General features: G+C 45.9%; 15 protein-coding genes and 1 pseudogene. 8 read left to right on the forward strand and 8 right to left on the reverse strand.

Annotation, left to right across the window (positions count from 1 at the left end; genetic code table 11):
• Nucleotides 1–54: 54 nt before the first annotated feature.
• From ACTWJ7_RS03430 to ACTWJ7_RS03440, 3 genes are read right to left on the reverse strand one after another with little or no spacing between them, the layout of a single operon-like run.
• A complete protein-coding gene (locus ACTWJ7_RS03430; protein ID WP_301880458.1) occupies nucleotides 55–2352 on the reverse strand; it encodes a carbohydrate-binding domain-containing protein in 2298 nt (765 codons plus the stop codon).
• 22 nt (nucleotides 2353–2374) lie between these two features.
• Entirely contained in the window at nucleotides 2375–3058 is a 684-nt protein-coding gene (locus ACTWJ7_RS03435; protein WP_024629755.1) for a DUF4956 domain-containing protein, read from the reverse strand.
• A complete protein-coding gene (locus ACTWJ7_RS03440) occupies nucleotides 3051–3869 on the reverse strand; it encodes a polyphosphate polymerase domain-containing protein (protein WP_079348072.1) in 819 nt (272 codons plus the stop codon). Before ACTWJ7_RS03440 ends, ACTWJ7_RS03435 begins: the two co-directional genes overlap by 8 nt.
• Nucleotides 3870–4141: 272 nt before the next feature.
• On the opposite strand from ACTWJ7_RS03440, the gene ACTWJ7_RS03445 reads away from it, so the two are divergent.
• Nucleotides 4142–4393 carry a hypothetical protein gene (locus ACTWJ7_RS03445; protein WP_301880457.1) on the forward strand — a complete coding sequence of 84 codons (252 nt, stop codon included), beginning with the start codon at nucleotides 4142–4144 and terminating at the stop codon, nucleotides 4391–4393.
• A gap of 123 nt (nucleotides 4394–4516) precedes the next feature.
• Here the strand turns inward: ACTWJ7_RS03445 and ACTWJ7_RS03450 are convergent, their stop codons facing one another.
• Nucleotides 4517–4867 (reverse strand): hypothetical protein, encoded by a 351-nt coding sequence (locus tag ACTWJ7_RS03450; protein WP_301880456.1) that lies wholly within the window; start codon nucleotides 4865–4867, stop codon nucleotides 4517–4519.
• 143 nt (nucleotides 4868–5010) lie between these two features.
• On the opposite strand from ACTWJ7_RS03450, the gene ACTWJ7_RS03455 reads away from it, so the two are divergent.
• A complete protein-coding gene (locus ACTWJ7_RS03455; protein WP_301880455.1) occupies nucleotides 5011–5763 on the forward strand; it encodes a hypothetical protein in 753 nt (250 codons plus the stop codon).
• A 65-nt stretch (nucleotides 5764–5828) separates the two neighbouring features.
• On the opposite strand, the gene ACTWJ7_RS03460 is transcribed toward ACTWJ7_RS03455, so the two are convergent.
• The gene (locus ACTWJ7_RS03460; RefSeq protein WP_301880454.1) at nucleotides 5829–6785 is read right to left on the reverse strand and encodes an IS30 family transposase; all 957 of its coding nucleotides are present in this window, start codon (nucleotides 6783–6785) and stop codon (nucleotides 5829–5831) included.
• 706 nt (nucleotides 6786–7491) lie between these two features.
• Here ACTWJ7_RS03460 and ACTWJ7_RS03465 point away from each other — a divergent pair.
• The 4 genes from ACTWJ7_RS03465 (at nucleotide 7492) to ACTWJ7_RS03480 (ending at nucleotide 9836) form a co-directional block, all read left to right on the forward strand.
• Nucleotides 7492–8169 carry a response regulator transcription factor gene (locus tag ACTWJ7_RS03465; protein WP_063567761.1) on the forward strand — a complete coding sequence of 226 codons (678 nt, stop codon included), beginning with the start codon at nucleotides 7492–7494 and terminating at the stop codon, nucleotides 8167–8169.
• Nucleotides 8169–8393, forward strand: coding sequence for a hypothetical protein (locus tag ACTWJ7_RS03470; protein WP_443145129.1), 225 nt, complete (start codon nucleotides 8169–8171; stop codon nucleotides 8391–8393). Before ACTWJ7_RS03465 ends, ACTWJ7_RS03470 begins: the two co-directional genes overlap by 1 nt.
• Nucleotides 8394–8457: 64 nt before the next feature.
• Nucleotides 8458–9480 carry a sensor histidine kinase gene (locus ACTWJ7_RS03475; protein ID WP_443145130.1) on the forward strand — a complete coding sequence of 341 codons (1023 nt, stop codon included), beginning with the start codon at nucleotides 8458–8460 and terminating at the stop codon, nucleotides 9478–9480.
• A gap of 47 nt (nucleotides 9481–9527) precedes the next feature.
• Entirely contained in the window at nucleotides 9528–9836 is a 309-nt protein-coding gene (locus ACTWJ7_RS03480; RefSeq protein WP_443145131.1) for a hypothetical protein, read from the forward strand.
• A 156-nt stretch (nucleotides 9837–9992) separates the two neighbouring features.
• On the opposite strand, the gene ACTWJ7_RS03485 is transcribed toward ACTWJ7_RS03480, so the two are convergent.
• Complete coding sequence (locus tag ACTWJ7_RS03485) at nucleotides 9993–10760, reverse strand: SDR family NAD(P)-dependent oxidoreductase (protein ID WP_301880452.1); 768 nt, start codon at nucleotides 10758–10760, stop codon at nucleotides 9993–9995.
• Between the two features lie 197 nt (nucleotides 10761–10957).
• On the opposite strand from ACTWJ7_RS03485, the gene ACTWJ7_RS03490 reads away from it, so the two are divergent.
• On the forward strand, nucleotides 10958–11596 hold the full coding sequence (locus ACTWJ7_RS03490; protein ID WP_301880451.1) for a TetR/AcrR family transcriptional regulator: 639 nt from the start codon (nucleotides 10958–10960) through the stop codon (nucleotides 11594–11596).
• A gap of 18 nt (nucleotides 11597–11614) precedes the next feature.
• On the opposite strand, the pseudogene ACTWJ7_RS03495 reads toward ACTWJ7_RS03490, so the two are convergent.
• Nucleotides 11615–12126: pseudogene (locus ACTWJ7_RS03495) on the reverse strand (acyl-CoA thioesterase).
• Nucleotides 12127–12333: 207 nt separating this feature from the next.
• Nucleotides 12334–12957, reverse strand: a complete 624-nt coding sequence (locus ACTWJ7_RS03500) for an acetate uptake transporter (RefSeq protein WP_024629763.1) — start codon at nucleotides 12955–12957, stop codon at nucleotides 12334–12336.
• A gap of 131 nt (nucleotides 12958–13088) precedes the next feature.
• On the opposite strand from ACTWJ7_RS03500, the gene ACTWJ7_RS03505 reads away from it, so the two are divergent.
• Entirely contained in the window at nucleotides 13089–13283 is a 195-nt protein-coding gene (locus ACTWJ7_RS03505) for a hypothetical protein (protein ID WP_024629764.1), read from the forward strand.
• Nucleotides 13284–13286: the final 3 nt, after the last annotated feature.

Here is a 13286-nt window from a genome sequence, read left to right on the forward strand (position 1 = left end):
TAGTAGCTATATTCATACTGAATATAAAATAATAATCCTTATTTTTTGTGATGATTATTGATTGGTATCGGTCGTTGTGCCCGATGTACCGGACTCTGTTCTGTTTCTTCCGCCTCCGAAACCACCTTGGCCACGACCTCCTCCTGGACCACCCATACCTGAGTTGGCAGTTGTTACACCAGATTCATTCACCCAAGTTACGTTGCTTGTGGATTGGAAGGCAACGACTTTGGTTCCGCCACTATACGTACCGTCTGTATAGAGTCCATCCACTGCTTTGCCAGTCGATGTTCCGCCGGAGTAGACCACATAAGAACCGTCTTTTTTCAGATCCGGGGAGCTAATAACTACCGTTTGATAATCTTTCGCTGGAGCAAAGGTCAGGATATTGTTGCCTTCGCTATCTTCCACATGCACCAGTGTTCCTGCTTTTAGCGTTTCAGGGAACGTCATGGCAATGGTATTTTGAGTGGATGCTTCAGATGTTGCCTGAGCCATGCCTGAGCTTCCCGCTGCGACAAGATATCCGCCGCTCAGTTCGAAGTTACCGTCATAATCCAGTGCTCCGTTGCCATTGTCTGTTGGACCATTCACAATGACGGTTCCGTCTGTCATATAGATGGAGCCATTTGAATCCAGTCCATCGCCGCCAGCATTGACGGTGAGGGAACCGCCGTTGATATGAAGCTCACTGCTGCTGGCAGATTCACCAGGCATACCACCTGGAGCACCGCCTTGTGGGCGAGTGTTGTTATTCGCGTCTGTACTTTGATCTGCTTGATTCGTAGTTGATGTTGTGCCAGTCGTCTCTGTAACAGAAATGTTGGAGACTGCAGTTGTATCGGCTGCTTGAGTGCTATCATCTGCAGTGGTTGCTGCATCCGCATCAGCGTCAGTTGCAGTTATTTCACCGGAAGCATTCACGCCATCATCTGATGCAGTTACATCCACATCCCCATCGTTCAGGGTGATGATTGCACCTTCAAGGCCTTCATAACTCTTGGCAATCACGATCGTTCCGCCGTTAATGGTAAGCGCCTGATCTGCATGAATGCCGTCATCCCCTGATTCAATGCTGAACTTGCCGTCATTAACCGTCACATTGTTGTTACTGTGCAGGGAATCATCCATGGAATCGATCGTATACGTACCGCCATTGACGGTGAGGTCAACTCCGGCTTTAAGTGCTTTGGCACTCGTCGTTTCTTCTTCTGTTGTTGTGCTTGTGTCTGCATCTGCATTGGAATCAACAGGTGCTGTTGCATTGGTCGAGCTGGATGGAGCTGCGCCTGTTGCGTTCGTTCCATCATTGCTTGGCATACCGGCAGGTGGTTCTCCATCCGGTGGTGTGCCCATATCGGTTGGAGGTGTACCGCCACCCCATCCGCCGCCACCGCCGCCAAATGACCCTTCTTCTACTTTGGCCGGTGCATTGGCACTGCCGCCTCCGGTTACGATGTTATATGTGCCGCCATCGGTAACCAATGCGGTCTCCGCTTGAATGCCGTCGCTACCGCTGTTGATGTTGAATGTACCTCCAGCAATGGCAACGAAGCCCTTGGTCGTATCCGTATCGTTTGTGGATTTGATGCCGTCACCTTCTGAATCAACGGTAATCGTACCGGCTTGAATCGCTACCATATCTTTACCTTTGATGCCGTCATCGGCAGATTTGACGTTGATTGTGCCACTGATGATTTTCAAATCATCCTTGCTCGTAATACCTTCATTGTAATTACCTGTAACCGTCAGCTTGCCTGTACCATTGAACGTCAGATCTGCCTTGCTGAAGATGGCTGCATCCGGCTCATCCGTTGTATCGTCGGCATATACGTATGTCTTGCCATCGGAGACAGCATTCTCGGTTCCTTCCTCCAGCGTAATGATGGCTTTGCCCGCTTTCTGGATATAGATGGCTGCACTGTCGTTATCATTGATGGTTGCCCCGTTTAATACCAGATGTACGGTACCCTTATCTGCAACATTGACTACAATCTGTCCATCCGTCAGCTTGCCGCTAAGGACATAAGTACCCGCTGCGGAGATAGTTACCGATCCGTTTGCTGCTTTTGCACCTGATCCTGTGATGGAAGCGGTCGTACCGTTCAACTTGATCGTTGTAGAATCCGTTGCACTCCAGCTAACATTGGTATCATCTGCATCCAGAGTGACCAGATCGGCATACTTCACCGAGGTTTGTTCACTAACGGATACGGTTTTGGTTGTCCCTGTCGTTGACACTGCGGCATTTGCGGTGCTGCTGGTTGCTGCAGGAGAGCTGCATGCTGTAACCATTGCCGTAATCATCGCGACGGACCACAGTTTGCTGCCAGTTATAATTTTCTTTTTCATATTATATCGTTCCCTTCGAATTTTAATATTCAGTGGTTGTTGGACTCATGGTTAACGAGATATCCAGATTACCGTTACGGGTACGGATCATATCGAGAAATTCTTTTTGATTGACACTTTCATGAATGTTGACGTTGTAGACCAGCTCGTACAGACTGCCAAGCTCGGTTGTTCTGATTTTTTTGAGCTCATGCACGACATTGAATTTGTGGAATACTTCGTCGAGCGCTTCTTCGTAACTCAGATTCTCGGGAATGGTCACTTTCAATGTTTTTTGCTGGCTTTTCTTCGCTCCGAAGTTGAAGCGGCTCAGGACAAACATCAGTACACACAGGATGATGGTAAACAGTACGGCATAACCGAATGCGCCTACACCGCAGGCAAGACCGGAAGCCATGGTGAACAAGACGTAAGCAATGTCTTTCGGGTCACCAGGCGCACTTCTGAATCGGATGATGGAGAAGGCACCGGCCAGGCTGAATGCACGGGCAATGTTGCTGCCGATCAGAAGAATGATAATGGCTACGATGACGGGCAACACAACCATCGTTAGCGTAAAGCTCTGGGAGTACGTACTTTGATTCGTCTTCATGTATGTCAGGCTGATAATGGCGCCCATAATGATGGCAAGGCCGATGGTAACGATGGCATTGCTGAAGGTCAGAGTTGTATCGGTTAGTGCGGAACTAAAGATGGAATCAAGCATACAGGACACGCTCTCTTTCTGTGATTGTTTTTTCTTGTTCGATGGATGGGTTGAAATCGGTACCCGGCAGCAATTTTCGTTCAGTCTGGTAGTTCAGATTGGTTGTTCTGGCCAGATGTCTGTACTCATTGCCGTATTTCGAGAATCCGGTGCGATAAAGACCGTGTTCGGATAACAGTTGGGAGAGCCACATCGGAACGGTTTTCTCGGCTTTGACTTCCATCAGCCAGCGCCCGTCTTTCACCAGCGGCTCACCGTAATCTCCCTGCTCCAGCTTCAGATCGTATCTGCGACTGCGGATGTTGGTATCAAAGGTGATGCGGAGATCGCGGCTGTTCTTATCGAACAGAGCCTTACGTTCATACGCCAGGTATACCTTCGGTTCGAGATCGTACAGCCGTAGGAAGTACTTAATTTCTTCGAGGACCTGTTTGTTCATGTAATCCGCCAGATCAGGTGCCTTGCCTGTCTGAACGAATTCGTATGCCTCGTCCAGCTTCAGGGCAGTTCGGCGTTTGTTCACCAGGCCAAACACTTTCTTTTTGATCTCCAGATAGACCTTCGCATTTTGTTCAGGTACTCCGTATGCCCGCAGTCTCAGCTTCTCCTTGTATTTGGGCTTGGAGAGACTGGCGCGGATCAGGGAATCCTGCGGAGTGTCGAAGTACAGGTTGCTGATGGAGTAGAACTCGTGTTTCTTGTTAAAGGCGTCCAGCTCCATATATTTCAGCAGGTCGGTGTAAAAGTTCTCGTATTGCTCATCTGTCAGGAGATACTTGCTCTCATATCGGTTGAATACTTCAATTGCCATTGGGATTCAGTCCTTTCATCCATGTTTTGTATGTTTTGTTTCCTCGTGTATTGCTTCCATGTCTGTATCTTAGAGCGCCAACCTTGAATGAATCTTAAATGATTTTACATTCCGTTGATCTTTTTTAACCTTCCTTTAATAGTTTAAATGGAGTAGAAGCTTATTTGCCCATTTGAGCTAGCGTTAGTAAGCAAAGATATCAGTTATGTTTGAAAATTAAAAAGATTTTATGGTATTATTTGGTATAAATAAAATAAAAAGGAGGTAATTTTTTGAATAAAAAATCATTTAAGATTTTGTCTGTTGTTTTTGGAGTTGCATTGATTGGCACAATTTCTTTTTCTTCGGCTTACGCATCGACTATTGATCAAAATTCTTCTGTAAGAAGTGGTGGCTTAGCCATTACAGGTGATATGGTAACTCCTTTCGGAGGTGGACAGGTTGGAGGAGGAACTTGGGCCTATGACACCACGGTTTCGAATTGGATTCATGTTGCAGACAACGCCTTACAACATGAATCTTGATTTCATATGAAATGGGGCTTCTTTTGGACATTACAAAAACTCCCATCATGGTAGAAGTAGAGTTTTGTTTTTCTACTGTCTACTATGATGGGAGCATATCAAAGACTACAGTGCGGGCTTCATTTATTTTTTACCTGTATTGTAATCGATCCACTGATCTAAGTTAGTTTTAGTAAAAATGAGTTTACCGTTCAAATTAGCATAAGGAATAAACTGATACGTGTCATAAACCGATGACATGTTCTGTTTCCGATCAATATCTTTATTAATTATATCATCTAACTCAGCTACAGAAAGTCGTAGATATTCAGCCGCATCTTCTTTCGTTAACATAGTGGTATTTTCTGAACTCTGAATTGTCGGTGGATTTCCAGATTTTTGTCCAGAATCATAATATCCATTAATAAAGCTCCCTAAAATCAATGAAACGCCAATGATTAATGAGGGAATAATCAGTTTCGAATCCTTAAACATATGTATCACTCCTTTATATTTATAGGTCATTATACATTTTATTTTATTTTATTTTTTGTAAAAATAAAGAAGGGAATAATATTTTTTTGTCGTATATTAGTAGGGTATACCAAAAAAAATACATGGGAAAGAAGTTTTTACATTTGAAGAAAGTAACATCAGTGTTGTTATCCTTATCTACAGCTTTAACTATTCTTGCTCCAATGGCTTCTGCTGAAAGTGAGTATGGCAATGAGATTCAATTAAATCCTAATCCAGTAGTTGATGTGACTAAACCGAGTACTGAGTTTATAGTTACTCAAGACTTGTCTGGTAATAAGAAGTATGAAACGCCTGGTAACCCTAATGCTACATATGAATTTGTAGATCCTAAGCTTGTAAGAAAAAACAATAGTGAAATCACACCACAAGCAGGTGATCGTCGTGTTTATGTGAAATCAGGCTATTCTGTAAGTAAATCCGTAATTACTGGTTACTCTGTAGGGCCGATTGAACAACAAACTCTTTTAATAAGTGTTCCAAAGGGGAAAACTTCATCAAAGACCTCTAAATCGTCTGTAAGTGGTACGGTGAAGTTTTCTGCAACAGCTGATGTTGGCATTAAATACGTAGTTAATCAGAGTCTGACAGGCGAGATAAGCGGTACAGTTTCTAAAGAATGGGGTACTACAGAGGTTTACTCTGGTCCCCCTGAAAGTTCTGCCTTCAATACAAGAAACTATTATGCAGCTATGAACTACGATCAATATAATATTGTAGTAGTGAAATATGATTACTATGATGAATATGTTGGAACAGTATTCCAAGGAAGAGTGGCTGAAAATGCCGGTTACACCTATTTGAATGGTACTAAAAAGCCAATTGTTATCGAATATCCAGTAGATGTGAAATACTAAACGAGTTAACCTCAAGAATCCCTTGCGTTTCCTGCAAGGGATTTCTTTTATTATTGGACAGATTGTCAAACCAAGTGCGACAGTTCCTCTGTGATAGATTCGTGAGCGGTTCTCCAACCCAAGCATTTTCGTGGTCTGTGGTTAATTAAATCTAGTGAACCGGCGAGATCTTCATCCTCCACTTGAGCGAGGTCGGTGCCTTTCGGGAAGAACTCTCGAAGCAAGCCATTCGCATTTTCATTGGAACCGCGTTGCCAAGACGAATATGGATCAGCAAAATAAACGTGCAGGTCATGGCTTGTTTCCAGATTGGTATAGCATGCAAACTCTTTTCCCCGATCAGCCGTGGCTGTGAGAAAAGTACCAGTAGGATACTGTGAGATGGCTACACCAAGTGCAATTTCCATGGACAAAGCCGTGCGATCAGGCATGAGAATCGCGGTATACAGACGGGTTTTGCGTTCAATCAGCGTGGCTACGCATCCTTTACTTTTCCCACGACCCGAAACAACGGTGTCCAGTTCCCAGTGCCCAAACGTTTCACGGGAACGAACCTCTTTGGGACGATCCGAAATCGATCTGCCGATAGCGAATTTACCGCGAGTTTCTGTGGGCTTCCTACGCTTCCCTTTGTGCCGGAGGACCTGCAACGTGCCTCGAACCAGACGCCCAGCGTAGAGCCAGCGATAGATGGTTTTAAAGGAGATCGACGGCAAACCTTCGATGCGGAAACGTTCCGTGATTTGTTCCGGAGACCACGTTGCCTGTAGTTTTTCCTCCAAGGAAATAACGATGGCTTCGGACCATTTACCGGGTGAGATCGAAGCTTTACGACGCTCCTCATAAGCGCTCTGAGCCTGCTCTGCATGATAGGGTTGCGTTGAAGTAGCACGATCCAATTCACGACAAATCGTCGAAGGATGCCTTCCTAATTCTTTTGCGATGGCTCTTGAACTTTGACCTTGCCGATGGAGGGTTTCTAGCTTGCTGCGCTCCATTATGCTAAGATGTGTGTAGCTCATGGTGGATTCTCTTTGTGTGAATGTGGTGTAGGAACCTTCATTCTACACGAATCCGGCCATGGGCCATTTTTTTATTTATTTCAAGTAGGTGTCGCACTTCATATTACAATCCGTCATTGTAAAAGCTAACGGGTTTGACTGGTAGTTCACCCTCTTCGTTTCTTAATTGTAATACGCACTCATAATTTAATAGAGGGAGATAGCGTTTTTACACATTCCCCATATTCAGCAGATCGGCAATGAACACTTTCTTGCCGGTGCGGGCACTCTCAAGGGAAGCGAGCACCATCGCCATGCTAAACAGATTGTCGCTACAATCCGTTTCGGTCTTCGGCGCTCCAGGGATCCGGAGCCGCCTGCAACGGACACCCTGGCGTTGGCCGTCCGCTGGCATCCACACGCCGGGATTTGGAAGGACATACGCGATTTCACTTATACTGGCGGTGCAGAGGTCCGGAACTGCCTGTACCTGACAGCCTAGCGATGGCCGTTCGTTTTCATCCGCACGCGGGATCCGGAAGGAACTCAATCTCAAGTCATTATTGATAAACAAAAAAAGACTCATTCCGTTGATCTTTTTTTACCTTCCTTTAATAGTTCTCCAAAAATAATGAATTAAGATTGGTTCAAGGTTCCGTTGATACAATCGTTGGTATAATAGATTGACATATATCGAAAACAATTCATGCAGAGGAATGAAGAACCGATGAGAATACTGATTGCGGAAGATGAGGTTCATTTGGCAGAAGCCGTATCGCAAATATTGAAAAAACACAATTACTCTGTAGACATGGTGCATGACGGGAGATCGGGTCTGGATTATGCGTTGAGCGGAATCTATGATCTATTACTGCTCGACATCATGATGCCGGAAATGGACGGGATTACCGTGCTGAAGAAACTGCGCAGCGAAGGCAATCATACGCCTGTCATTCTGCTCACAGCCAAAGGAGAAATTTCAGACAAAGTGACCGGGCTGGATTATGGAGCCGATGATTATATAGCGAAGCCCTTTGCGACGGAGGAATTGCTCGCCCGGATTCGGGCCGCTCTGAGAAGGAAGGGAGAAGTTGTTCCGGAGGATGGACTGAAGTTCGGTGACATCGAACTGAATACGACGCAGCTGAAGCTGAGTGTGCAAGGCAAGGAAATCAAGCTGAATTTGAAGGAAAATGAGCTGCTGGAACTGCTGATTACGCGCAAACAGGCCATTACCTCCAAAGAGCAGATTATTGAGAAGTTGTGGGGTTTCGATTCGGAAGTGGAGTATAACAATGTGGAGGTGTACATCTCGTTTTTGCGCAAAAAATTAACCTTCCTGAACTCTTCGGTCCGCATCAATACGATTCGGGGTGTGGGGTACGTACTTGAGGTGACGTCCTGATGTTCAAGAAACTCAGAAACCGATTTCTGATCGTGAACCTGGTATCCATCTCGATTATGATGCTGGTTGCCTTTGCCACGATCTACATGATTACGTACCAGAATGTGCAGCGGGAAACCAACATGGAGCTGTTCAAAGTATCGGATTTCTATCATGGCCCGTACAATTCCACCAAAATGCAGCGTGGAGAAGATCGGGATTCGGGAACGGGTCCCCCCATCTGATTCTATAGAAAACGGAGCTCCAGGGAGTGATCCGAATTCACCGCCAGGGCGTTCCGTGTCGTTCATGATCAAGACAGACACTGCATGGACAATTACGGATACGCACTCCAGATTTGATATGGACGACACGTTCTATACGGAAGCTTTGCAAAAGGTGAATAAAGTCGACGATGTGGATCGGAAGACCGGACAGTTTACACTGAATGGAACGGACTGGGCTTATGTGATCGACCCGAGCAGCACAGGGCATATGATTGTGTTTATCGATGTGACGGCCCAACAGGGCATTCTTACGAATCTGATTTATACTTTTGCCGTCGTAGGTTTGATCATGCTGATCGTCATCTACTTCCTGAGCCGCTATTTCGCCAATCGTTCCATTACCCCGGTCAAGGAAGCCTTTGAGAAGCAAAAGCAGTTCATAGCCGATGCTTCACATGAGTTGAAAACGCCGCTGGCGATCATCAATACCAACACCGATGTGCTTCTCGCGAACCGGGAGGATACGATTGAGAATCAGGCTAAGTGGCTACATTACATCAAGTCGGAGACGGAACGCATGTCGGGACTGACGAATGATCTGTTATACCTGACTCAAATTGACGATTCAAGATCCTCGATGATTCATTCCAAGTTCAATATGAGCGATGCGGTGGAGACGATCATTTTGACGATGGAAGCCGTGATTTATGAGAAAAATATATCTCTGGACTACAGCATTGAGCCGCAGCTCATGGTCCATGGCAACAGCGAACAGATCAAGCAGGTCATTCTGATTCTGCTCGATAATGCCGTGAAATACTCCAGAGCCAAAGGCTCGGTCAACGTATCGTTGAAGAAACAGAACAATGACGTTGTGCTGGCCGTTTCCAACACAGGAGAGGGCATTGCGCCTGAGCATCTGGACCGGATTTTCGATCGCTTCTATCGCACGGATGCCTCCAGAGCACGCAAACATGGTGGACATGGATTGGGGCTTGCGATTGCAAGGTCGATCGTGGAACAGCACAAAGGCGAGATATATGCACGCAGTGTGGTGGGGAAGGCGCAACATTCTACGTTCGTTTATCCTAGGGATAAGGAATAAGGCATGTCTGTTGTGGGTTAACCTATGCTACAATGGCAACAGTATGTATGAATCAAGGAGCTGACTATGACGTGACTGAAGCAAACTCAATTAATGAACAGGAAATGAAGGCATATATTGCAGAGAAGACGAAGGCAAGCGAAGCAAATATCGCTCTGGTCCTGAAGCATGAGCAGGCGTATATTAACAAGGCGCATGAAAATGCCAAAGGCGACGTGGATATCGACGGTGACGATCTGGCCGACTACATTCTGAGCCGTAAAGATGTGAAACTGGATGAGTTGACCGTTGAAGGCATTCTGGATGCTGAAATGGACTACTTGATGGAAAAAGGTCTCGCAGGCTACGTGGATTAACACGGTTTAGTTTTGCGGTTGTGCACCCGGTGTTTGATATCAAAGAAATGACCTCAGCTTCCACGTTACGGTGGATGTTGAGGTCATTTTAACATTCATCGGGGCGAGCCTTATAGGTAAGCCCCGTTACTAAGCACTCTTTTTCCAACTAACTGGTTATTGACCCATCATACCGCCATCGACCGTATAGAGTGAAGCGGTGACATAAGAAGCTTCTTCCGATAACAGGAAGTTCATGATTGCGGCCACTTCTTCCGGCTCACCATAGCGGCCCAGCGGAATGCTGGCTACAGTAGCGGATTGATAATCTTCCACGTTACCGGAATTTGCCTCGATTTGGCGCATCATGCGGGTATTAATGGTGCCTGGCAATACCGCGTTGACCCGGATACCATGAGGCGCGAGTTCATTCGCTGCTGTGCGAGTGAGACCAATAACAGCATGTTTGGACATAATATAGGGAGAGACAGCTGGAGCTCCCATCAGACCTGCAAGGGAAGAGGTATTCAGAATCGCGCCTGATTTTTGTTTTTTCATGACAGGGATAACGTTCTGAAGACCAAGGAAGACTCCGCGCACATTGACGTTATATACGAGGTCGAGTGCTTCAACACTAAGGTCTTCAATAAGCCCTGTTGGACCTTCAATTCCGGCATTGTTAGCAAAATAATCGATTCGGCCAAACGCATCAAGTGCTTGCTGCACATAGTTTTTCACATCGGCTTCCTGAGATACGTTGGCTTTCACCGCAATGACGTGCTCCTTGTCGATTTGCAGATCCGTAATGGTTTGCTGGATAGCTTCTTCGTTCAGATCAACCAGGACCAAATTAATTTTGCGTTCAGCAAGGCGACGTGCCAATTCTTTACCGATGCCTCCGGCTGCTCCTGTAATAACTGCTGTTTGGGTATAGGATGTACTCATGAATGTTCCGCTCCTTCTATCATTAAGATCAGGTGAACTGTGAAAAAAACAGTGAACCTGTCGTCTATCGTTCCTATCTCAATGTTAAGATATACATAGAAATGTGACAATCATCATTGACAGCGCATATGTCAGCTATCGGACAGAGATGTAAGCGGTGTTCATTTAGATTACAATAATGGACAGAGGAGGTGGAAATGTTGATTATCGAACACCCTCAGGATCGGAGAGCACGAAGAACGCAGGATGCTATCATTGCTGCGGCAGTTTCTTTGATATTGGAAAAGGGAGCTGAAGCCGTCACGATTCGTGATATTACGGAGCGGGCGGATTATAACCGGGGAACGTTCTATTTACATTTTCCCGGTAAACCCGAGCTGCTGCAATTTATTCTGGATGATTTCATGCAGGGAGTAGGACAAGCGTATGCTTCACCTTATGCGGAGTTAAAAGAAGTGGATATGACGGCATTGCTGCCATCAACGATGCCTGTATTTAAATATATTGAAGCGCACCAGGACATCTTTCGAGCCTTGATGACGATGCATGGTGATATGGGAACCAGACTCTGCAACATGTTCAGAACCTACTTAACCGAGGATTTTGTACTGGTAACCGAAGACAGCGACTACACCATTAATTATGACATTATGCTGAGTTATCTGGTATCTGCCACCGTTGGTGTGATTATGCACTGGGCAGAGATTGGGTTCAAGTATTCTTCCCATTACATGGGGGAGCAGCTGACTGCACTGATAAACATTAAACCGACCCGTCTCCTGATTGAACCAGGGCAGAAGGGTCGGACCATTCATGAACGTAAGCTGCAGGACTGAATAACGTGTTCGGATTTCTTATTCCCAGGGATAACTAACGGTGAGGAAGTCGGCGAAGTTCTTGCTTTCTTCCCGCCGTTGTTTCCGCATGGCCGCCCGAGCTGGAGCAGTCTCATATAATTTCTTCTCTTCCTCCGTCTCCGGAATGATGCGAGGAACGATAAGTTTGCGGTTATTTTCATCCAATGCAACAAAGGTGAGGAATGCCGTCGCCGCAATCTTCTTCTCCCCGTCTTCAGATCCTCGCGGATTACCTTCACAAAAATCTCCATCGAACTTCGTCCCGTCCATGATGCGAAGGATTCCAACGTCACCGAATCCGTCGGATTAATCGGATACAAGAAATCGACCGAATCCGTGGAAGCTGTGACGGTATTGACCCGGCATAACTTGGATGCGGCAATCGATGCAATGTCATCGATGTAGGACATGAGTTTGCCGCCAAACAACGTATTATGATTATTTACATCGGTTGGGAACACTCTCGCCGTCTTAAAACAACGTGTTTCGCGCACATACTTTCTCTCCACTTGATCAAACCCCGTAGGTTTAGGTATCTCTCTCATTCTTTATGGTCCTCCTGACAGTATGGCTGATGTACTTTGCAAGACTTGCTGTGTCCATCGTCTCTATATGTTAGTTCTAGTATAGTAGTCGGTTATATCCATATTCAAGTGAAGCATGAATCAAAAAAACCGCCAGGCGGGACCGGCGCCCTGGCGGTTTGATGCTGTATATTAAGCCTTGGCTTTGAAAATGCCAGACGGTCCGCCAACAGGCAGGAACGTGTAGCCAAAATGAGCATTCAGTACAGAAGCGCCTGTGCCGTACAACGACACGATTCCGATTCCCATTTCAGCATAAGCAGCAATGGTATGGAAGATATGAGGAGCTACGCCGAAAGCGTCAAAGGTCAGGCCAAGGAACAGGAAGTCAATGAGAATAAAAATGATGAGCAATACTTTGTTGGCTTCAACGGCACCCAGTGTCATAAACAGGGTGAACACGAGGTATCCGGCAAAAGCAAATCCGAGCTGCTTGCCATCTGCCTGTTCCGCAAGAGTGGAGCCAAACACGCCCATTTTGATCAACCAGTTGGCACCCATGGCGAACCAGAAGAATGCGTATGCGCCGAATGCAGTTGTACCAAAGGTATTGTTGCGTTTGGAATCTTGAATGCAAGCGAACAGCTGGGCAAAGGCACCGAGGAAGATCGCCCAAGGAATGGCGTAACTAAGGCCATCTGTAATGCCAAGCTTTTGGGAGGAAGCGACCAGAGTAACGATAGCCAACCCAAATAATCCCATCGCGCTGGGATCGGCGTTTATGATTTTGACTTTAGTCTGTGAATCAGTTTGCATGGTGTTGATGAGCCTCCAAATAATCAAATCAGGATGATCCGCTAGAAGCTGAACCGTCCTCTATATTTCTTAATTCGCATCCGCCTGGTCCGGACACACACATCGCCCTATTGTACCTGAATGAATTACGTATGAAAAGGGATTTTATTACCTTTTGGAGCATTATCCGATCCCTTGTAAGGCTTGTGGTAGAGATCAAAAATGAAGAGATCGGTTTTTTGGTGGAAAAAGACGGAAAATTGCATGTTCATTCCCTGGAAGAAGGGATAGTATCGAGTGGTAATGTAACCGCTTACTTAAAAGTTGTACCATCGTTCTGGCTGTAATCA

It is taken from the genome of Paenibacillus sp. 1A_MP2, assembly GCF_052244825.1.
Lineage (GTDB): Bacteria > Bacillota > Bacilli > Paenibacillales > Paenibacillaceae > Paenibacillus > Paenibacillus vandeheii.